Origin of the sequence: Cupriavidus sp. P-10, from assembly GCF_003402535.2 — a bacterium.
Classification (GTDB): domain Bacteria; phylum Pseudomonadota; class Gammaproteobacteria; order Burkholderiales; family Burkholderiaceae; genus Cupriavidus.
In genome coordinates, this window is sequence record NZ_AP025171.1 from 2,221,592 (window position 1) to 2,241,286 (window position 19,695).

Consider the following 19,695-nt stretch of genomic DNA (forward strand, 5'->3'; position numbering starts at 1 on the left):
GGCACAAGCCGTGCCGGCGAGGGATTGTTGTCAGACAGCGTCAGGCACCTTGCGCGGGGCGAGGAAGAACAGCCACGTCAGCGCGATGAAGTAAGCGCACGGGATCATCGTGAACAGCACCGCGTAGTTGTTGTTGGTCACGGTCAGCACGTAGCCCACCAGCTGCGTCATGAACATGCCGCCGATCGCGCCGATCATCCCGCCGAAGCCGAACACCGAGCTGACCACGTGCTTGGGCGTGTAGTCCATCACCATGCTCCAGATATTGGCGGTCCACGCCTGGTGCGCGCCGATCGCCACCGAGATCGCCGCCACGGCCATCCACAGGCTGCTGGCGCCGGCGGCCATCACCACCGAGACGATGCACACGGCAAAGACCAGCATCGACAGCAGGCGCGCCCGCACCGCGGGCATGCCGCGCGCGATCAGCCACGACGACAGCGCGCCGCCGCCCACGCTGCCTACGTCGGCGCACAGGTAAATCACGATCAGCGGAATGCCCATCTGCGTCACGCTGATGCCGAGCTGGTATTGCTGGTTGAGGAACGGCGGCAGCCAGTACAGGTAGAACCAGAACACCGGCGCGGTAATGGCGTAGGCCAGTGCAAAGGCCCAGGTGCCGCGCATGCGCAGGATCTGCGTGTAGCGGATGCGCTGGGCCGGCGGATCGATGTCGCGGGTAACGTGCGCCAGTTCCGCGTCAGTAACGGTCGGGTGCTGCTCCGGGTTGTGGTAGCGCGCGAACCAAAACGCCAGCCAGATCGCGCCCAGCGAGGCGATCACCAGGAACGCGGCCTGCCAGCCCCAGGCCTGCAGGATCAGCGGCAGCATGATCGGCGTCAGCATCGCGCCGACGTTGGTGCCGGCATTGAAGATGCCGGTGGCGATGGCGCGCTCGCTGGCCGGGAACCAGATGCGCGTGGTCTTGACGCACGCCGGGTAGTTGGCGGCCTCCGACAAGCCGAGGAAGAAGCGGCAGATCATGAAGCCGACCGCCGACGCCGCGAACGCATGCGCGCCGCAGGCAATGCTCCACAGCAGCACCGCCAGCGCGAAGGCGCGCTTGACGCCCACCAGGTCGATAAAGCGGCCCTGCAGCGCAAAGCCAATGGCATAGCCCACCTGGAACCAGAAGTTGATATTGGCGTAGTCCTGCGCGGTCCAGGCCATGGCCTTGGCCAGCACCGGCTGCAGCACGCCCAGCGCGGCGCGGTCGACGTAGTTCAGCGTGGTCGCGAAGAACACCAGCGCCAGCATGCCCCAGCGCACCTTGCCGAAGGCAAAGGCGGCGCGCACCTTGTCGCCGATCGAGTTGCCGAATGACGCGGCCGCCGGCAGCTCCTTGTGAGTCGTTGTCATGTTGTCTGTCTCCACCAATGGATAGGAAGTCTTCTTTGCCGGCGTGCCTTTTTGTGGTGGCCCGCGCGCGGCTTGAGGCAAGGGCTTGCGCCCCTGCCCGTCAATGCGTCAGTACCGGATCTGCGCCACCTCGCGCAGGGCGTCGGGCGTGGCCGTGCCGTACCCGAAAAACTCCAGGTAGGCAGGGATCATCTCGAACAGCATGTCCGTGCCCACCTGCACCTTGCAGCCGCGGGCCAGCGCGGCCTGCAGCAGCGGCGTGTATTCCTGCTTCATCACCACCTCGCCGACCATGGCGCCGGGGGCGATGCGCGCCACGTCGAACGGCAGCGGGTCGCCGGGCTGCATGCCCAGCGGCGTGGCATTGACCACCACGTCGAAGCCATCCGGGTCCGCGGAGCCGGTGCTGACGCGCAGCGCCGGGTAGTGCGCGGCAAGGCGCTCCGCCAGGGCGCGCGCGGCTGCCTCGCGGGCATCGAACAGCGCCAGCTCGGCTACGCCGGCCGCCGCCAGCGAGGCGGCGATCGCGCTGCCCACCCCGCCGCTGCCCGACACGATGGCGCGCGCGCCTTCGAGGCCGCAGCCCTTGCGCCGGATGCCACGCACGAAGCCCTCGCCGTCAAATTGGTCGCCGACCAGCGTGCCGTCGTCGCGCCGCAGCACGGCGTTGCAGGCGCCGGCGATGCGCGCGGCGGGCGTGAGTTCGTCCACCAGCTCCACGGTGGCGACCTTGTGCGGCATGGTCACCAGCGCGCCGCGGATATTGGTCATGCGGAACAGCGCGGGGAACACCGTGGCGTAGTCGTCCGGCTTGATCCCCATCGGGATCACGGCGGCGTCGATGCCCTGCCGGTCGAACCAGGGGTTGTAGATCATCGGCGCCTTGAACGATTCCGTCGGATAGCCGATGTGGGGGATTAGCATGGTCTTGCCGTGGATCATGATGTGCCTGGGTTCCGGTAATTCGCGCTTCCCGGACTCCGGCATGCGTGGCCGCTGGGTGGGCCTGGCAGAGAGACGGGGGCGCGTCGTTGACCGGAGATTAGTGGTCGCCCGGCACTCAGCCAACGGTCTTATCTATCACTTTGCGCGATTAGTGAACGCATATGCGCGATCAAGGCGCCGAATGCGGGTTTCTACGAGTCCGTTGCGAAGGGGCCAACGCGCGGGGAGGCGCGGCGCCGTTGCTACTATCGGTCGTCGCCGCAAGGCCCGCACCGCCCCCGCAATGCCCAGACAGGAGCCATGACCATGAGCGCCGCACACGACACTTCCCCGCGCGCAGAGGATGCCCAACCGTGGGACAACCCGCTCGGCATCCGAGGCTATGAGTTCATCGAGTTCGCGTCGCCCGACCCGGCCGCGCTGGGCCGGACGCTGGAACGGCTCGGCTTCGCCGCCATCGCACGGCATCGGCACAAGGCGGTGAAGCTGTACCGGCAGGGCGAGATGAATTTCATTGTCGACGCCGAGCCGGACTCGTTCGCCACGCGCTATGCGGCGCGTTATGGCTTGTCGATCTGTGCGATCGGGATTCGTGTCGACGATGCGGCGGTGGCGTTCGCGCGGGCGCTGGAGGCTGGCGCATGGCCGTTCGAGGGTGGCACGGTGGGGCCGATGGAACTGAATATTCCCGCCGTCCAGGGGATCGGACAGTCGGTCCTGTACTTCATCGACCGCTGGCGAGGGAAAGAGGGGCGGCCGGGCGATGTGGGGGATATCTCGATCTACGACGTGGATTTCCGGCCGCTGCCGCCCGCCGGCGACATGTCCGACGCCGGCCTTCTCCGCGTCGACCACCTGACCCAGGCAGTCGATCCCGGCCACCTCGAAGAATGGCTGGAGTTCTACCGCAAGGTGCTGGGGTTCCGGGAACTGCGCAGCGGCGGCGCGTCACACGCGCTGGTATCGCCATGCGGCAGCATCCGTATCCCGCTGTACGAAAAGGGAACGCCGCGGCACGACCAGATGCGGCATTACCTGTCAGATCAGCACGGCGAAGGCATTCAGCACATTGCACTGGCCAGTGAGGACATCCTTGCCAGCGCCGCGGCACTGGCCGGCCGTGGCGTGCAGTTCGTGCAGCCGCCGACGGCTTACTACGATTCCGTGCCAGTGCGCGTGCCAGGCCACGGGCTGGACCTTGCCGCCCTGCAACGCTACGGCATCCTGGTCGACGGCACCGGCCCTCGCGAGCGCTTCCAGCAAGCCTTCCTGAAACGCGAGGCGGGCGAGTTTTTCTTCGAGGTCGTCCAGCGTGACGGTCACCAGGGTTTCGGCGAGGGCAACCTGCCGGTACTGGAAGCGCTGTCGACACGCTGACACCCTGCGCCGCCGCCTAGGCGCGGCCCCCTCCTTCCTGCTTTCCCTCTGCGCCGGCCCTGTGCCGGCGTTGTCTTTTCCTCCCTCCCTTGCCGCTGCCAACGCCACTAGTGCCTCACAAGGCGCTTAGCATCGCATTTCGTCTCATTTTTTTGCTCAATTCATTCCGTAAACCAAAACTTCTTATTGACGTCGGCCGATCTTCCGCCTACATTTCGACCAACGCATCAATTTTCCGGAACGGACTGTTCCACTTTATAAGACCCCAACCAGGAGACACCCGCCATGCGCGACCTCGAAACCACCAAGCAGCCCGCCGTTTCCGGTGGCTCGGCCGCAGCGAAAGACAGCCAGGTTCCGGCTGGCCCGCAGACCATGACCCCGTCCGAAGCCTTCGTCGAGACGATGGCCGCCAACGGCGTGACCGACATGTTCGGCATCATGGGCTCGGCCTTCATGGACGCGATGGACATCTTCGCCCCGGCCGGCATCCGCCTGATCCCGGTGGTGCACGAGCAAGGCGCCGGCCATATGGCCGACGGCTATGCCCGTGTGTCGGGCCGCCATGGCGTGGTGATCGGCCAGAACGGCCCCGGCATCTCCAACTGCGTGACCTCGATCGCCGCTGCCTACTGGGCCCACAGCCCGGTGGTGATCGTCACCCCCGAAGCCGGCACCATGGGCATCGGCCTGGGCGGCTTCCAGGAAGCCAATCAGCTGCCGATGTTCCAGGAGTTCACCAAGTACCAGGGGCACGTCACCAACCCGGCGCGCATGGCCGAATTCACCGCGCGCTGCTTCGACCGCGCCATGTCGGAAATGGGCCCGACCCAGCTGAACATCCCGCGCGACCACTTCTACGGCAAGATCACTGCCGAGATCCCGCAACCGCGCCGCCTCGACCGCGGCCCCGGCGGCGATGAAAGCCTGAACGAGGCCGCCGAACTGCTGGCCAACGCCAAGTTCCCGGTGATCATCTCGGGCGGTGGCGTGGTCATGGCCGATGCGATCGAGGAATGCAAGGCACTGGCCGAGCGCCTGGGCGCGCCGGTGGTCAACAGCTACCTGCACAACGACTCGTTCCCGGCCAGCCACCCGCTGTGGTGCGGCCCGCTGGGCTACCAGGGCTCGAAGGCCGCGATGAAGCTGATCTCGCGCGCCGACGTGGTGATCGCGCTGGGCTCGCGCCTGGGGCCGTTCGGCACGCTGCCGCAGCACGGCATGGACTACTGGCCCAAGAACGCCAAGATCATCCAGATCGATGCCGACCACAAGATGCTGGGCCTGGTGAAGAAGATCTCGGTGGGCATCTGCGGCGACGCCAAGGCTGCCGCCATCGCGCTGACCCAGCGCCTGGCCGGCCGCACGCTGGCCTGCGACGCCACCCGCGACGCACGCGCCACCGACATCAGCAATGAAAAGGCCGCGTGGGAGAAGGAGCTGGACGACTGGACGCACGAGCGCGACCCGTACAGCCTGGACATGATCGAAGAGCAGAAGCAGGAGCGCACGCCCCACGGCGGCCACTACCTGCACCCGCGCCAGGTGCTGCGCGAGCTGGAAAAGGCCATGCCGGAAGACGTGATGGTGTCCACCGACATCGGCAACATCAACTCGGTGGCAAACAGCTACCTGCGCTTCGAAAAGCCGCGCAGCTTCTTCGCGGCGATGAGCTGGGGCAACTGCGGCTACGCCTTCCCGACCATCATCGGCGCCAAGGTCGCGGCGCCGCACCGCCCGGCCGTGTCGTACGCCGGTGACGGCGCCTGGGGCATGAGCCTGATGGAAACCATGACCTGCGTGCGCCACAACATCCCGGTGACCGCGGTGGTGTTCCACAACCGCCAGTGGGGCGCGGAGAAGAAGAACCAGGTCGACTTCTACAACCGCCGCTTCGTCGCGGGCGAGCTCGACAACCAGAGCTTCGCCGAGATCGCCAAGGCGATGGGCGCGGAAGGCATCGTGGTGGACCGCCTGGAAGACGTGGGCCCGGCACTGAAGCGCGCCATCGACCTGCAGATGAACCACGGCAAGACCACGATCATCGAGATCATGTGCACGCGTGAACTGGGCGACCCGTTCCGCCGCGATGCGCTGTCGAAGCCGGTGCGTCACCTGGACAAGTACAAGGACTACGTCTGATCGCCGCGTGCTCCCTCTCCCGCACGCGGGAGAGGGCTGGGGAGAGGGCCGGTGCTGCCACGAAGTGAAGCGCTTCAGCATAGCGACGGCCCGCCCTCTCGCCCTGCCCCTCTCCCGCACGCGGGAGAGGGGAGAACACCAAGGGCATAGCGCGAGTCGCTGGCCCTTTTTTCAGTTTTACCGAGCCAACCACCATGAAACCCATCCTCCGCATCATCGACCGCGCCCGCGCCGCACCCCGCCGCATCGTGCTGTGCGAGGCCGAAGACCCGCGCATCCTGCAGGCGGCGCAGCGTGCCACGCAGGAAGGCATCGCCCGCATCGTGCTGGTCGGCAATCCGCGCCAGATCAACGCGGCCGCGGCCATCCACGGCATCGCGCTGGACGGCATCACGCTGGTCGATCCCGCCACCTCCGCGCTGACACCCTCGTTCGCGCAGCAGCTCTACGCGTTGCGCCAGAAGAAGGGCATGACGCTGGACGAAGCCAGGCGCGCGGTGCTTGACCCGCTGTGCTTTGCCAACCTGATGGTGCGCCTCGGCCATGCGGACGGCTCGGTCGCGGGGGCGGAACACACCACCGCCGACGTGGTGCGCAACGCGATCCAGCTGATCGGGCTGGCGCCCGGCTTCCGGCTGGTGTCGAGCTTTTTCCTGATGATGCTGTGCGAGCCCTTCCATACGCTCAAGGGCGGGCTGATCTTCTCTGACTGCGGGCTGGTGGTGAATCCCGATGCGGACGAGCTGTCGGAGATCGCCATGGCCGCCGCCGACAGCGCCCGTGCGCTGCTGAACGACGAGCCGCGCGTGGCGATGCTGTCGTTCTCGACCAGCGGCAGCGCGCACCACGCCGCCGTGGACAAGGTGGTGGCCGCGACCGAGCGCGTGCGCGCGCAGCGCCCCGGCCTGGCCATCGATGGCGACGTGCAGCTCGATGCCGCCATCGTCGCCGAGATCGCCGCGCGCAAGGTCGCGCATTCGCAGGTCAACGGCCGCGCCAATGTGCTGGTGTTTCCCAACCTGGAGTCCGGCAATATCGGCTACAAGCTGGCCGAGCGCGTCGGCGGCGCCAAGGCCATCGGGCCGATGCTGCAAGGGCTGAGCAAGCCCGCCAACGACCTGTCCCGCGGTTGCAGCGCGGACGATGTGTTCCATGTCATCGCCGTCACCGTGGTCCAGGCGCAAGCCACCGCGGAACAGGGCACCAAAGGCGAGCAGGCGGCGGCATGAAAGCAGAATTGTTGTTGCCGCTGCTGGGGCTGCAGGCCCTGCTCGGCGCCGGTACCTACTTCCAGACGGTGACCGGCTTTGGCCTCGGCATGATCGTGATGGGGGCCACCAGCGGGCTGGGGCTCGCGCCAGTGGCCACCGTTGCGGCCGTGGTCAGCCTGGTGACGCTGGCCAACAGCGCCTGCGCGCTGCCCGGCAAGCTGGAGCATATCGACTGGCGCGCCGTGGGCGCGGCCGCCATCGGCATCCTGCCGTCGGTGCTGGTCGGCGTGCTGGTGCTGGAGTACCTGAGTTCCAGCGCCGCCACGCTGCTGCAGTTGCTGCTGGGCGCGGTGATACTGTATGGCGGACTCAGCGCGGCCTTCCGGCCGGAACCGCTGCCAAGGCGCTCCGGCGATGGCAGCTTCTTCATGAGCGGCGTGTTCGGCGGGCTGCTGAGCGGCATGTTCGGCGTGTCCGGGCCGCCGCTGATCTTCCAGTTCTACCGGCAGCCGATGAAGCCGGTGGAGATCCGCTGCGCGCTGATCCTGGTGTTCACCGTCACGTCCAGCGTGCGCACGTTGTTCTCGGCGTGGCAGGGCCAGCTCGATGCCGCGATCTGGCTGCAGGCCGCACTCGGCGTGCCGGTGGTGGTGATCGCCACGCTGCTGGGCCGGCGCTTTCCGCCGCCGTTCTCGCCGACCACGACGCGGCGCGTCGCGTTCGGCGTGCTGATCGGCATCGGCGTCAGCCTGATGCTGCCGGCGATCTCGGCATGGGTGCGCTAAGTTCGGAAAGTGCGGTAAGTGCGGCAAGGGCGCCGGCAGTGCCCTCCCCACTCGTTCAGGCGACCGTACCCGCCGGTTGCGCCAGCGGTGCGGTCTCTTCCTTCTCCCCGCTGCCCCCGGCCTGCCCCAGGTCCATGCCCGTGGTCTCCGGCAGCAATACCGCGGCAACCACGACCATGGCATAGCCGACTCCGGCCACGATGGCGATCGCGGTCGGCAGCGAAGTGTGCCCCGTACTCAGCCACCCGACCGACAGCGGGAACAGCGAGCCGATCACACGGCCGGCGTTGTACGAGACGCCATACCCCGTCGCGCGGATATCGTTGGGATACGACTCGGAGATGGTGGCGCCGATGCCGGCGAACACGCCCTGCATCAGCACCCCCAGCGGGAATCCCAGGAACAGCATCGACGTGTTCGACACCGGGATCACCATGTAGACCAGCGCGGCCACGAATGCCCCCGCCGCGAATACGATGTAGGTCAGCCGCCGGCCCCAGCGGTCAGTGGCGTAGGCCCCCGCCACGTAGCCGATCAATGAGCCGATGATGGTGACCGCCAGGTAGGAACTGGTGCCAAATACGGACAGGCCACGCTCGGTCTTGAGGAAGGTCGGCAGCCACGTGGCGATGGCGTAGTACGCCCCCAGCATGCCGCCGGAAAGCAGGCTGCACAGCAGCGTCTTCGCCAGCAGCGGCCCGCGGAACAGGCGGCCGAGCCCGGACAGCGCCGAGCCCTGCCTGCCCGCCGCGCGGCTCTTCAGGAAAATCTCCGGCTCCTCCAGGTTGCGGCGCAGGTAGATCACCACCAGCGCCGGCAGGATGCCGAGGAAGAAGCAGACGCGCCATGCCGTCTCCGCCGGCAGCACGCTGAACGTGATCGCGTACACGATCGCCGCCGCGCCCCAGCCGAAGGAATAGCTGCTGGCGGTAAAGCCCGAGTATTTGCCGCGGTGCGCCGGGTTGCGGATCATCTCCGTCACCAGCACCATGCACAGCGACGACTCGCCGCCAAACCCCAGCCCCTGGATCATGCGGAACAGCATCAGCTGCTCCGGCGACTGCGCCAGCCCGCACAGGAAGCAGGCGCCGGCGAACACGATGATGGTCCAGCGCAGCACGCGCACACGGCCGTAGCGGTCGGCCAGGATACCCGCGCCGATCGCGCCGACCAGCGACGACACTAGCGTCCACGTGACGATCGCGCCCGCCGTGGATTTGCTCATGCCCCACTGCCCCAGCAGCGTGGAAATGAGGAAGGAATAGATCATGAAGTCGAACACGTCGACGGCATGCCCCAGGAACGCGCCATAGAAACCCTTGCGCTCCATGCGCGACAAATCACGGAACCAATCGAACATGATCCCTCCCCTGTGGTGTGTGATGTGATTGTTGTGGTGTGGTTAGTCGTGGTGGTCCGCTGGCCGGGCGGCAGGCCGCGGCGGCGGCCGGCAGGCATGGCCCGCTTCCTCCAGCAGGCCGGCAAAACGCAAGGCAGTGAGATCCTGGTAGCGGCCGGCGACGATCTGCACGCCGACCGGCAGGCCGCTGGTGCCCGGCCCGATCGGCGCGACCGCCGAAGGCAGGCCGCACACGCCGGAATGGCCGGCCCAGAACAGCTGCGTGGTCATAGGCTGCGGGCGGCCGTTGACGGTGATGGTGCGCTGCCAGGGCTCGCCCGCCTCGTTCAGCGGAAATGCCGTGGTGGCGGCGGCCGGGCATAGCAGCACGTCGTAGCCGGTGAAGAAGCTGCGCCAGGCGGCGGCAAAGCGTTCGCGCGCAACCTGCAGGCGCAACCAGTCGCGATGGCTCAGCGTCGCGCCGGTGTACTGCAGGGTCGCATAGTCATCGTCGCCAGCCGCGGCGGTGGCGCTGCGGGCCAGCGCATCGGCGAAGGCGGCGTCGTCCATGTGCACCGAGGTGGTGGCGCGCAGCAGCGTCACGTAGACGTGCCATAGCTCGCCGGCGTCGAAGTCCGGCCGCACGTGCCAGTCGACGCGGGCGCCCTTGCCGGCCAGCCAGTGCCCAAGCTGTTCGATCTGCACGGCGACCTCGCCGTCGGCTTCCGCCTGGGCGTGGGTGGGCAGCACGGCGACACGGAAATCGGAAAGCTGGCGATGCGGGCATTCCGGCAACTGCAGCCGGTATGGGAACGCCTCGTCACCGGCCGGGCCCGCGATCGTGCGCAGCACCAGTTCCAGGTCCCGTGCGCTACGGGCCAGCGGGCCGGCGACATTGATGTCCTGTTCCCCGAAGCGCGCCGCGCCGGTGCCATGGCCCGCCAGCGGCACCAGCCCGTGGCTGGGCTTGAGCGAGAAGATGCCGCAGTAATGCGCCGGATTGCGCAGCGAGGAACCGATGTCGGAGCCCACGTCGAAGAACGACAGGCCCGCGCAGACCGCCGCGGCGCTGCCGCCGGACGAGCCGCCCGGCGTGCGGGACGGATCGTGCGGGTTGCGGGTCGTGCCGTAGATGGCGTTGTAGCTCTGCCAGTCGCGCAGGCCGAGCGGCACGTTGGTCTTGCCGAGCAGGATCGCGCCGGCATCGCGCAGCCGTTGCACCACCACGGCATCGCGCTGGGCTGCGTGCCCGCGCAAGGCGGGATTGCCGCAGGTGGTCGGCCAGCCGGCGACGTCGAACGATTCCTTGACCGAGAACGGCACGCCGTCCAGGACGCCGCGTGCCTGCCCGGCGCGACGGCGCCGGTCGCTGTCGCGGGCCGCGGCGCGCGCGGCGCTGAAATCCGACAGCACCAATGCATTGATGATCCCGTGCCATGCCTGCCAGGCCGCCTCGCAGGCGTCCACCAGGTCCACCGAGGAAACCGCGCCGCTGCCGAGCCGTTGTGCCATCTCCCACAGCGGCGGAAAGCCGCCAGTCGTCCAGTCGGGCAGGTTCACATCGGCTCCTTGTCGTTATCCGCGCGGTTCAGGCACGGTGGGGGCGTATGAGGGGCTCAGGAGGTACTGCGGTTGCGTTGGTATACTATATTCCGTTTCACGCGCAGTGCAAGACTAATGTGCGTGCGGGCACCGCGCTGGCAGCGCAAGACCGATCGATTATGCGGGAGAGGCGGCTCGCAGGACGCGTGCCACGGGGATGGAAAGAGCGGCGCGATGCGCCGCCCGGTCATTCAGGTGGGATCAGCAGTGGCCACGGCGCGGCGCATGGCCGCCCAGCGCCTGGATGAAACGGCCGATATCGCGCAGGCGCAGCGGCATCAGGGGCGAGGCGTGGCGCACGGCGTCACGCGTTGCAAAGTGGCGCAGCAGCTGCTGGCCGACGGGTTGCGAAAGATAGCGTTGCTCGGGCGACAGCATGGTAAATCCCAATTGACCTTGAATGCCTACAGTATACACATTCTTGGTGCGGTGCGTCATCCGAGGGCACGCAATGCCCTGTTGCCGGGCATGCAATGGCAACGCGGGATTCGGGAAATATCGGCGGGAAATCTCAGCCGGCCACGGGCATGGGGCGGCGGGTCGCCGCCTTCGCTCAGGCCGCCTGCGCCGTGCCGTGCCCGTCCACCGGCAGGTCGGCCGCCTTGGCGGCGCTGTAGACATGGCGCGCGGCCAGCAGCGCGGCAAGGTCGGCGTCGCCGGCGATCACGGCTTGCAGGATCTGGGCGTGCTCGTCCCAGTTCTGGCGCGCCCGCACCACGTTGGCCGGGCCGAACAGCACCGCGGTGCGCTCGCGCAGCGAGCGCATCATTTCCTGCAGCACGCTGTTGGCGGCGATGGTGCCGAGCACCTCATGGAAGCGGGTATTGAGCGCGAGCAGCTCATCCGCGCGGCCCTGTGCGGCGGCCTCCATGCCCTGGCGCAGCACGGTTTCCAGTTCCGCCACCAGCGCCGGATCGCGCCGCTGCGCGGCGAGCTTGGCGTTGAGGCCTTCCAGCGTGGCGCGCACCTCCACCATCTCGCGCGCGATCACCGGCGACAGGCTCGCCACCGTCGCGCCGCGGCGCGGCTCGATCAGCACCAGCCCTTCGCTGGCCAGCGCGCGCAGCGCCTCGCGCACCGGGATGCGCGACACGCCCAGTTCCGCCGACAGCTTGTTTTCCACCAGCCGCTCGCCTGGCGCGTACTTGCCGTTCAGGATGCCCTCGCGCACCTTGTCGGTGACAAGGGCGAACAGCGGCGAGTGGCTGGCACCGAGGCTCAGCGGCTCGGCGGGCGCGGCAGGAGGCGGAGTGAAGGACATGGGTCGGCAGAGGCGTAGGCGGAAAGGCTGGCGTCATTGTATACCAGCCATCCCTGCATCCTGCCATGTCTTAACAAAGGTGCTGGAAGGTAAAGCTGTCCGCGTAGATGTGGTCCGCACTGGCGCCGCGCGCCAGGAAAGCGGCACGGGCGTCACGGATCATGTCGGGCGAGCCGCACAGGTAGATCGCGTGCTCGCTCAGGTCGCCCACGTCGCCCAGGTCGGCCAGCGCCGCGTCATGCACATAGCCGCGCCTGCCCTGCCAGTCAGCCCCGGCGCGCGACAGCACCGGGACGTACCGGAAGTCATAGAGCCGTTCGCCCCATGCCGGGATATCGCCGTGCAGGTACAGGTCTTGCGCCTGCCGCATGCCCCAGTACAGCGACACCGGCGGGCAGTCGGGATCGCCCATCAGCGATTCCAGGATCGCCTTGATCGGCGCCAGCCCGGTGCCGGTGGCCACCATCAGCAGCGGCCGGTAATCCCGGGCGCGATAGAAGAAGTTGCCGAGCGGCAGTTCCACGTCGATCGCATCGCCGGCCTTCATGCGCGGCAGGATGCCATCGGTAAAGGCGCCGCCCGGAATGCGCCGCACGTGCAGGTCGACGCGCCCGTCCCGCGGCACCGATGCCATCGAGAAGCTGCGCGCGAGCCCGTCGGCACTCAACAGCTTCAGGTACTGGCCGGGGCGATAGTCCAGCGCGCCCGCGTCTGGCACCTCCAGCTCGACGTGCATGACGTCCGCCGACAGAGCGCGCACCGCCTGCACCACCGCGCGGTGCCGCGCGGGCCCGGCGCAGGCCTCGTCCTCGCGCGCGGTGCTGATGACGAGGTCTGCCAGCGGCTGCGCCTGGCAAGCCAGGGCGTAGCCGGCGGCGGCCTCGTCCGGCGCCAGGCCGAACGGCTCCTCGTCGTAGCGCACCTGCCCGTCGAGCAGGCGGATGCGGCAGGTGCCGCAGCCGCCCAGCTGGCAATCGTGCGGCAAGGCGATGCTGGCCCGCCCGGCGGCCTGCAACAGGGTCTCGCCGCGTTCGACGAAAAAGACCTGCTGCGTCTCGGCGATCTGGATGCGGTACGACATGGAACCTCCTACTTCTTGATATCGGCCTGCACCAGCACCTTCAGGTCCTGCGGCGCCAGCAGTTCGGCCAGCGCCTGCAGCGCCGCCAGCCCGGCCTGCGTGTCCTGCTCGCCGTTGCCACCGGACAGGCCGATGCCGCCGATCACCTCGTCGTTGACCACGATCGGGAAGCCGCCGACGAACGCGGCGAACTTGCCCTCGAAGCTCCACTGGATGCCAAAGGCCTCGTTGCCCGGCAGCGCCGGCCCGTTGGGCGGCGTGGTGAACAGGTGGGTGGAGCGCTTGTGGCCCGCGGCAGTGAAGGCCTTGTTCCATGCGATCTGCGGCCCGGTAATGCGGGCGCCGTCCATGCGTTCGAGCGCGAGCGGGTAGCCGCCCTCGTCGACCACGCAGATCGACTCCAGCACGCCGATTTCCTCCGAGCGCCGGATCGCGGCGGCAACCATGTGGCGCGCTTCGCGCAGTTCCAGCTTGATGGCTTTCTTCATGTCTGTGACTCCTTGCGACGGCCGGGCTCAGGCGCCCCGGTAGACCGTCTTGACCTGCGTATAGAACTCCAGCCCGGTGCGGCCCGACTCGCGGAAGGTCGAGGTGCTCGACCGCTTGACCCCGCCGAACGGCGCGTTGACCAGGTTGCCGGTGGTGGTGCGGTTGATCTTGACCGTGCCCGCCTCGATGTCCGTGGCGAAGTGGTGGATGTAGCGCGGGTTGCTGGTGACAATGGCCGCGGCCAGTCCATACTCGGTGTCGTTGGCCTTGGCGATGGCATCGGCGTAGCCGGTGAAGCCGATGATGGCGATCACCGGGCCGAAGATCTCCTCGCGCGCGATCCGCATGGGTTGCGTCACGTCGGTGAATACCGTCGGTGCAACGTAGTAGCCCTTGTCATAGTCGCCGCCGGTCAGGCGCGCGCCGCCGCACAGCAGCGTTGCCTCGGACTTGCCGATGTCGATGTAGCGCAGCACCGTTTCCAGCTGCTTGTGCGAGGCCAGCGGCCCGAGATCCATGCCCGGCGTCATGCCGCTGCCGATCTTGAGCGTGGCGACCTTCGCCAGCAGGCGCTCGGTGTATGCCGCCTTGACGGATTCGGCCACCAGCACGCGGCTGGTGCCGGTGCACGCCTGCCCCGACAGCGAGAAGCCACCCTTGATGGTCAGGTCGACGGCGCGATCGAGGTCGGCGTCTTCCATCACGATCAGCGGGTTCTTGCCGCCCAGTTCCATCTGCGTGCGCGTGGTCAGCGGCGCCGCGCGGTGGATCTGCTCGCCGGCGCGCGACGAGCCGGTGAACGAGATCGCGCGCACGGCCGGCGCCTCGGTGATGGTGGCGCCAATCTCCGCGGCGCTGCCAGTGATGAAGTTCAGCACGCCCTTGGGCAGGCCGGCCCTGATCAATGCCTCGGCCAGCCGATAGCCCGACAGCGGCGCCTCGGACGACGGCTTGAACACCACCGTGTTGCCGGTCACCAGCGCCGGCGCGATCTTGCGCGCGGGGATCGATACCGGGAAATTCCACGGCGCGATCACCGTCACCACGCCCAGCGGCTCGCGCTGGCTGTAGACGAGCTGGTCGGGATCGTCGTTGGGAAACACCTCGCCGGTGAAGGTCTGCCCTTCCACGGCGTAGAAGCGCAGCGTCTGGGCCGAGCGCAGCACCTCGTCGCGCGCCAGCGCCAGCGCCTTGCCTTCCTCGCGGGTCAGCTCGGCGGCAATGCTGTCGGCGTTGGCTTCCAGGTGCTCCGCCGCGCGGTTGAGGATGGCGGCGCGCTTGCCGACCGGGGTCTTTCTCCAGCCGGCAAATGCCGCCGCCGCGGCAGCCACGGCCGCCTGCGCGTCCACCGCGGACGACGCCTGGAAGCGGCCCACGATGTCGGCGGTGTCGGCCGGGTTGACGTTGTCGAAGGTGCGGCCCGACTGGCAGGCCGCCCATTCGCCGTCGATATGGTTCAGGAATAGGGTCATCGTCGTTGTGGATGCGCGGCGCCGCTCAGGCGGCCATGTCCAGTTCGGGCAGCGGCAGCTCTTTCTCGACGTAGTCGTGGTAGAGCGCGGTCGTGTACAGCAGCCGCATCTGCGCGCCGATCTCGCAGATCTTCAGGCAGCGCTGCTGCAGCTCCGGCGTGTTGGCGTGCTCCAGCACGATCTGGTAGCCGCGCTCGCCATGGATCTCGTCCGAGACGATATGCAGGTCGAAGAACTCGACCTCCTCGTCGGTGAACTGGTACTTGTCGCGCAGCGTCGGCGTCTGCTTGCGGTAAATCGACGGCACCTGCGACTCCAGCCCGACCACCAGTCCGGCCACTGCCACGATCGGGTCTTCGCGCATGGCCACCGCATAGCACCAGCTCTGCAGGCCGCGCGTGGTGGGCGACATGTTGTCCGGGTCGATCACGCGCTCGCGCGTGGTGCCGCAGGCTTCGGCAAAGCGGATCAGCAGGTCGGTGTGGCGGTCGCCGCCGATCTCTTCCTCGTACATGTTGGCCAGCAGGAAATCCTTGGCTTCGGTATAGCGGTCCGGCGTACGGGCGTAGATGTAGCCCAGGTAATCCGCGAACGGGCCGACGTAGTGATAGTGGTTCTCGGCCCAGCGTGCGAGATGGGCGCGGGTCAGCTTGCCGCTGGCCCAGGCCACGCTGAACGGCGCCTTGTTGGCACTCTTGCCTTTGATGGATTCTTCGAGGGCGGCACGGAAATCTTCGCGGTTCATCAGTTCGGCCATGACGGGGGCTCCTGGTTGGCGATGTGGGGCGATTCGGTGGGTTGGATGCCGGGGCCGGCTTGCAGACAGAATCGGCCTCGGCATGGTTGTATACTATATACAGTCAGTCAGTGACGACAAGTGCCTTGTTGACTAATCACGTCGGTGTTTACCCGGCGCTGAAGCGAGCGGCGGCGTTCAGGCGGCGCAACGCTCCGCCGAGCCGGCCCCGCCCGCCATGCGCGACCAGGCGAAGCCGGCCAGCGCCACGTCTTCCAGCCCCACGCCGACCGACTTGTAGATCACGATGTCGTCGTCGCGCTGCCTTGCCGACACCTTGCCGAGCACGACCTCAGCCAGTTCCACGATCTTCCCTGCCGGCAGCGCCTGCGGATCGGCCAGCACGATATCGCCGGCCTCGCGGGTGGATTGCTGCCGCCACTCCACCACCACCGCGGCGGCGCGGCGCAGCGCGGCGTCGTCCAGTTCGCGCGTGTGCGGCAGGCTGGAGCCGATGGCTGCCACGAAGGCGCCCGGGCGGATCGACGTGCCGGCGAACAGCGGCGTGGTCGCACGCGAGGCCGTGACGATAATGTCGGCCTCGGCCACCGCGGCATCGGGCTCGGCCAGCGCCACCGGGATGCCGCACTGCGCCGACAGCCGCGCGGGCATGCCGGCGTCCGCATGCGGGTCGGACACCAGGATGCGTTCCAGCCCCAGCGTGGCGCTGAGCTGGCGCGCGTGCTGCACGCCCTGCGTGCCGGCGCCAAACAAAGCCAGCGTGCGCGCGCCGGGACGGGCCAGCCGCTGCGCCGCCAGCGTGGTGCAGGCCGCCGTGCGCAGGCGCGTGATGGCGCCGGCGTCAAAGGAAGCCAGCGGCCGGCCGTCGTCGGCCGAGAAGATCAGGATGACAAAGGAGAACTGGCCATTGATGGTGGTGTAGACCTTGGCCCCGGCCACGCCCTGCTGCGGGATGACCGCCCCCAGCGTGGACAGCTTGACGCCGCCGGCCTCGGTGCGGATGCGCTCCTGCATCGCGGCATCGCCACGCCCGAAGCTGGAAAACGCCGCCTCCATGACCTGCCGGGCATCTTCCGGGGTGACGTGGGCATCGATCATCGCGTCTGTGATGTGCTGCATGGGAACTCCGCTGGTTGGGTTGACCTGGAAAGCGAAAAAATCAGAAGCGACGCGGGCACGGCGGCATCAGGCAAAGGCCGCGCGGCCGAGCACGCCCAGCGCGCCGGCCGCGCACAAGCCCAGCAGCAAGCGGCGCACCGCGGTGGGAGAAACGCGCCCGCGCAGCCGGTTCGAGAGCACGAAGCCGGCCAGCAGGAACGGTGCAAGCACCAGTGCCAGCATCAGTTGCGGCAAGCCAAAGCGCCCCGCCAGCGCCAGCATGGAGAGCGACAGCACGGCGCCGCCGGACAGGATGGTGCCCATGGTGGCGCGCATCGGCGCGGGCGCCATATGCTGCATGACCAGCGCGAACGGCGGCGCGCCGGCCGAGGTGATGGTCCCCATGAAGCCGGACAAAGTGCCGGCAACGACCACGTTGCGCGAACTGGGCAGCAGGCGCCAGCCCAGCAGGCTCAACGCCACGGCGGCCAGGATCGACAACGAGAACAGCACCGCCAGCGGTCCCGGCGCCAGCCACGCGATGGTCAGCACCGCGGCGGCCCCGCCGAGGGCGCGGCCGGCCAGCGCAAAGCCGGCGATGTTCCAGACGATGGCCTCGCGCTCGCGCAAGGCGCCCATCAGTGACAGGCAGCAGCCCATCGCCAGCAGCGGCCCGGGCACCAGGTCGGGGAAGAAGATCGCGCCCAGCGGCGCCGACAGCATCGCAAAGCCGATCCCGCCCACCCCCTGCAGGCAGGCGCCCGCCAGGATGAGCGCCCCCATCGACAGGTAGTCCGGGACGGACAGGCCGGCGGGCAGCAGCGAGAGCAACGTGTCGGGCATGGCGGAAGGCAAGGTGGCAAGAAGGCAAGTGGCGGACGGCCGGGGGCGGCTCAGCGGCCGGAAACCCGGGCACGCGGGCACGCGTCCTGCTCATCTTGCGCGCTTGTCCGTCTGAAATCGATATAAAACGGTATACAGTCTACATATCGATGTGAAGCCAGGCAACCGGATTGGGTGTTTCATGCACCATCGGAAGGACTGCGGATCGCTTCATTTCCCAATAAATGTGCGGCCTGAAGTGACTTTGCCCCGCACTCGCCTAGGCGTAATTCCCGATGAGAAAACGCTTGGCGCGAGGATGCACTGGAATATAGTATACCGAAACGGATGCGGCGCAGCCGATGCATCCTCCCCACAAAACCCTCCGCCCCCAGGGAGTCTTCATGTCACAACAAGTCGTGATCGGTGCCGCGCACTGGATCTATCTGTCAGGGGTAGCAGTCATCGTGCTGACGATGATCCTGCGCGCCAATGTTGTCGTCCCGTCGATCGTCGGCACCGCCCTGGTCGTCTTTGCGCTCACCGGCAGCCCGGTGTCGGCACTGGGCGGGGTGTTTTCCGCGAGCCTGGTTGCCGCCAAGGAGCTGTTCAATATCTTCCTGGTGATCGCCTTCATGACGGCGCTGCTCAATGCGCTCAAGACACTGCGCTCCGACATCCGCATGGTCGAGCCCTTCCGCGTGGTGATGAAGAACGGGCATTCGGCATTCTTCATCCTGGCAGGCATCACCTACGTCATTTCGCTGTTCTTCTGGCCGACACCGGCCGTGCCGCTGGTCTCGGCCATCCTGCTGCCGGCTGCCATCGCGGCGGGGCTGCCGCCGCTGGCGGGCGCGATGGCGATTGCCATTGCCGGGCAAGGCATGGCGTTATCGTCGGACTACGTGATCGGCGTGGCGCCGGGCATCAGCGCCAAGGCCGCCGGTGCGGCGGTCAGCGCCGCGGTGGTGGCCGACCGAGCGCTGGCGCTGTCGATCATCACCGGCAGCATTGCCCTGTGCCTGGCCTACCTGTCGATGCGCAAGCACATCGTGCCGGCCTGCGGCACCCTGCTCGACCGCTGGCAGGCGCAAGCCGGCGGCACCGCCGAGGCAATCGACGGCGGCATCACCTTCGACAAGGCCGAGATTGCCAAGGGCACCGCCCACGCCGAACCGCTCGCCACCGACAGCAATATCGAGGCAAGCCTGTCGATGGTCGCCAGGCGCCGGGTGAAGTGGTCGAAGTGCTTCGCCATCGTGACCCCCATTGCCTTCCTCGCGGTGGTCGCCGTGATGGTGCTGCCCAAGCTCGGCACCGGCGTGCAGGACCTCAAGGGCGGCGACGCGGCCGCCCTTGTCGGCGGCGTCGCGGCGGTGCTGATGATGCTGGCGACGCTGGCCGCCGAAGGCCCGCGCCGCATGCTCGACGTGTGCCCGGAGCACATCACCGATGGCTTTGTCTTTGCCTTCAAGGCGATGGGCTCGGTATTGCCGATTGCCGGCTTCTTCTTTGTCGGCGCCGGCGAGACCGCCGCGCAGATCCTCGGCCTGCCGCCGGGCAAGGCGCCGAGCCTGCTGTTCGAGCTGATCCAGGCCTACCAGCACATGATCCCGGACAACCACGTGCTGGTCGCCTTTGGCGTGCTGCTGGTCGGCATGATCACCGGCATCGACGGCTCCGGTTTCGCGGGCCTGCCGCTGACCGGCACGCTGGCGGGCGCGCTCGGCCCGGTGGTCGGCTTCGACCCGGCCACGCTGGCGGCCGTGGGCCAGATGGGCGCGGTCTGGACCGGCGGCGGCACGCTGATCGCATGGTCGTCGCTGATCGCGGTGGCCGGCTTCGCCCGGGTGCCGGTGCTGGAAGCGGTGCGCGCGCTGCTGATCCCGGTACTGATCGGGCTGGCGTGCTCCACCGTGGCGGCGATGGTGTTGTGGTCGTAGCCGTCGCAAGCA

17 protein-coding genes are annotated in these 19,695 nt (G+C 68.0%); 5 read left to right on the forward strand and 12 right to left on the reverse strand.

Going from position 1 to position 19,695, the window contains the following annotated elements:
* Positions 1 to 30: 30 nt before the first annotated feature.
* Positions 31 to 1,359 carry an MFS transporter gene (locus tag CTP10_RS26850; RefSeq protein ID WP_116319581.1) on the reverse strand — a complete coding sequence of 443 codons (1,329 nt, stop codon included), beginning with the start codon at positions 1,357 to 1,359 and terminating at the stop codon, positions 31 to 33.
* Positions 1,360 to 1,467: 108 nt separating this feature from the next.
* A complete protein-coding gene (locus CTP10_RS26855) occupies positions 1,468 to 2,301 on the reverse strand; it encodes a shikimate dehydrogenase family protein (protein WP_116319580.1) in 834 nt (277 codons plus the stop codon).
* A gap of 309 nt (positions 2,302 to 2,610) precedes the next feature.
* Here CTP10_RS26855 and CTP10_RS26860 point away from each other — a divergent pair, with 309 nt between their 5' ends.
* The 4 genes from CTP10_RS26860 (at position 2,611) to CTP10_RS26875 (ending at position 7,819) form a co-directional block, all read left to right on the forward strand.
* Entirely contained in the window at positions 2,611 to 3,681 is a 1,071-nt protein-coding gene (locus CTP10_RS26860; protein WP_116319579.1) for a 4-hydroxyphenylpyruvate dioxygenase family protein, read from the forward strand.
* Between the two features lie 375 nt (positions 3,682 to 4,056).
* Positions 4,057 to 5,823: a sulfoacetaldehyde acetyltransferase gene (gene xsc / locus CTP10_RS26865; protein WP_116319626.1), complete on the forward strand. Its 1,767-nt coding sequence runs from the start codon at positions 4,057 to 4,059 to the stop codon at positions 5,821 to 5,823.
* Positions 5,824 to 6,017: 194 nt separating this feature from the next.
* Positions 6,018 to 7,052, forward strand: coding sequence for a phosphate acetyltransferase (pta, locus tag CTP10_RS26870; protein WP_116319578.1), 1,035 nt, complete (start codon positions 6,018 to 6,020; stop codon positions 7,050 to 7,052).
* Positions 7,049 to 7,819, forward strand: a complete 771-nt coding sequence (locus CTP10_RS26875) for a sulfite exporter TauE/SafE family protein (protein WP_116319577.1) — start codon at positions 7,049 to 7,051, stop codon at positions 7,817 to 7,819. The genes pta and CTP10_RS26875 overlap by 4 nt, the downstream gene beginning before the upstream one ends.
* Positions 7,820 to 7,874: 55 nt before the next feature.
* On the opposite strand, the gene CTP10_RS26880 is transcribed toward CTP10_RS26875, so the two are convergent.
* The 10 genes from CTP10_RS26880 to CTP10_RS26925 form a co-directional block, all read right to left on the reverse strand.
* Positions 7,875 to 9,179, reverse strand: coding sequence for an MFS transporter (locus CTP10_RS26880; RefSeq protein WP_116319576.1), 1,305 nt, complete (start codon positions 9,177 to 9,179; stop codon positions 7,875 to 7,877).
* Between the two features lie 42 nt (positions 9,180 to 9,221).
* Positions 9,222 to 10,670 (reverse strand): amidase, encoded by a 1,449-nt coding sequence (locus tag CTP10_RS26885; RefSeq protein WP_442875246.1) that lies wholly within the window; start codon positions 10,668 to 10,670, stop codon positions 9,222 to 9,224.
* A gap of 291 nt (positions 10,671 to 10,961) precedes the next feature.
* Positions 10,962 to 11,198 carry a hypothetical protein gene (locus tag CTP10_RS26890; RefSeq protein ID WP_147316210.1) on the reverse strand — a complete coding sequence of 79 codons (237 nt, stop codon included), beginning with the start codon at positions 11,196 to 11,198 and terminating at the stop codon, positions 10,962 to 10,964.
* A 115-nt stretch (positions 11,199 to 11,313) separates the two neighbouring features.
* Positions 11,314 to 12,021, reverse strand: coding sequence for a GntR family transcriptional regulator (locus CTP10_RS26895; protein ID WP_116319574.1), 708 nt, complete (start codon positions 12,019 to 12,021; stop codon positions 11,314 to 11,316).
* 70 nt (positions 12,022 to 12,091) lie between these two features.
* Entirely contained in the window at positions 12,092 to 13,102 is a 1,011-nt protein-coding gene (locus CTP10_RS26900) for a 2Fe-2S iron-sulfur cluster-binding protein (protein WP_116319573.1), read from the reverse strand.
* An 8-nt stretch (positions 13,103 to 13,110) separates the two neighbouring features.
* Entirely contained in the window at positions 13,111 to 13,590 is a 480-nt protein-coding gene (locus CTP10_RS26905) for a GlcG/HbpS family heme-binding protein (protein WP_013953475.1), read from the reverse strand.
* 27 nt (positions 13,591 to 13,617) lie between these two features.
* Positions 13,618 to 15,063 carry an aldehyde dehydrogenase family protein gene (locus CTP10_RS26910; protein WP_116319572.1) on the reverse strand — a complete coding sequence of 482 codons (1,446 nt, stop codon included), beginning with the start codon at positions 15,061 to 15,063 and terminating at the stop codon, positions 13,618 to 13,620.
* 25 nt (positions 15,064 to 15,088) lie between these two features.
* Positions 15,089 to 15,820 (reverse strand): TenA family transcriptional regulator, encoded by a 732-nt coding sequence (locus CTP10_RS26915; RefSeq protein ID WP_116319571.1) that lies wholly within the window; start codon positions 15,818 to 15,820, stop codon positions 15,089 to 15,091.
* Positions 15,821 to 15,997: 177 nt separating this feature from the next.
* Complete coding sequence (locus CTP10_RS26920) at positions 15,998 to 16,939, reverse strand: ornithine cyclodeaminase family protein (protein ID WP_116319570.1); 942 nt, start codon at positions 16,937 to 16,939, stop codon at positions 15,998 to 16,000.
* A gap of 66 nt (positions 16,940 to 17,005) precedes the next feature.
* Positions 17,006 to 17,761, reverse strand: a complete 756-nt coding sequence (locus tag CTP10_RS26925) for a sulfite exporter TauE/SafE family protein (RefSeq protein WP_442875154.1) — start codon at positions 17,759 to 17,761, stop codon at positions 17,006 to 17,008.
* Positions 17,762 to 18,144: 383 nt separating this feature from the next.
* Here CTP10_RS26925 and CTP10_RS26930 point away from each other — a divergent pair, with 383 nt between their 5' ends.
* Positions 18,145 to 19,683 (forward strand): hypothetical protein, encoded by a 1,539-nt coding sequence (locus tag CTP10_RS26930; protein WP_116319569.1) that lies wholly within the window; start codon positions 18,145 to 18,147, stop codon positions 19,681 to 19,683.
* The last annotated feature ends 12 nt before the right edge of the window (positions 19,684 to 19,695 follow it).

Bases quoted from the DNA above. Each gene is read 5' to 3' on its own strand.
- pta (WP_116319578.1), top strand. From the start codon at position 6,018: ATGAAACCCATCCTCCGCATCATCGACCGCGCCCGCGCCGCACCCCGC.
- CTP10_RS26900 (WP_116319573.1), bottom strand. From the start codon at position 13,102: ATGTCGTACCGCATCCAGATCGCCGAGACGCAGCAGGTCTTTTTCGTC.
- CTP10_RS26895 (WP_116319574.1), bottom strand. From the start codon at position 12,021: ATGTCCTTCACTCCGCCTCCTGCCGCGCCCGCCGAGCCGCTGAGCCTC.
- CTP10_RS26880 (WP_116319576.1), bottom strand. From the start codon at position 9,179: ATGTTCGATTGGTTCCGTGATTTGTCGCGCATGGAGCGCAAGGGTTTC.
- xsc (WP_116319626.1), top strand. From the start codon at position 4,057: ATGACCCCGTCCGAAGCCTTCGTCGAGACGATGGCCGCCAACGGCGTG.
- CTP10_RS26905 (WP_013953475.1), bottom strand. From the start codon at position 13,590: ATGAAGAAAGCCATCAAGCTGGAACTGCGCGAAGCGCGCCACATGGTT.
- CTP10_RS26890 (WP_147316210.1), bottom strand. From the start codon at position 11,198: ATGACGCACCGCACCAAGAATGTGTATACTGTAGGCATTCAAGGTCAA.
- CTP10_RS26885 (WP_442875246.1), bottom strand. From the start codon at position 10,670: ATGGCACAACGGCTCGGCAGCGGCGCGGTTTCCTCGGTGGACCTGGTG.
- CTP10_RS26930 (WP_116319569.1), top strand. From the start codon at position 18,145: ATGTCACAACAAGTCGTGATCGGTGCCGCGCACTGGATCTATCTGTCA.
- CTP10_RS26925 (WP_442875154.1), bottom strand. From the start codon at position 17,761: ATGCCCGACACGTTGCTCTCGCTGCTGCCCGCCGGCCTGTCCGTCCCG.
- CTP10_RS26875 (WP_116319577.1), top strand. From the start codon at position 7,049: ATGAAAGCAGAATTGTTGTTGCCGCTGCTGGGGCTGCAGGCCCTGCTC.
- CTP10_RS26920 (WP_116319570.1), bottom strand. From the start codon at position 16,939: ATGCAGCACATCACAGACGCGATGATCGATGCCCACGTCACCCCGGAA.
- CTP10_RS26910 (WP_116319572.1), bottom strand. From the start codon at position 15,063: ATGACCCTATTCCTGAACCATATCGACGGCGAATGGGCGGCCTGCCAG.
- CTP10_RS26850 (WP_116319581.1), bottom strand. From the start codon at position 1,359: ATGACAACGACTCACAAGGAGCTGCCGGCGGCCGCGTCATTCGGCAAC.
- CTP10_RS26915 (WP_116319571.1), bottom strand. From the start codon at position 15,820: ATGGCCGAACTGATGAACCGCGAAGATTTCCGTGCCGCCCTCGAAGAA.
- CTP10_RS26855 (WP_116319580.1), bottom strand. From the start codon at position 2,301: ATGATCCACGGCAAGACCATGCTAATCCCCCACATCGGCTATCCGACG.
- CTP10_RS26860 (WP_116319579.1), top strand. From the start codon at position 2,611: ATGAGCGCCGCACACGACACTTCCCCGCGCGCAGAGGATGCCCAACCG.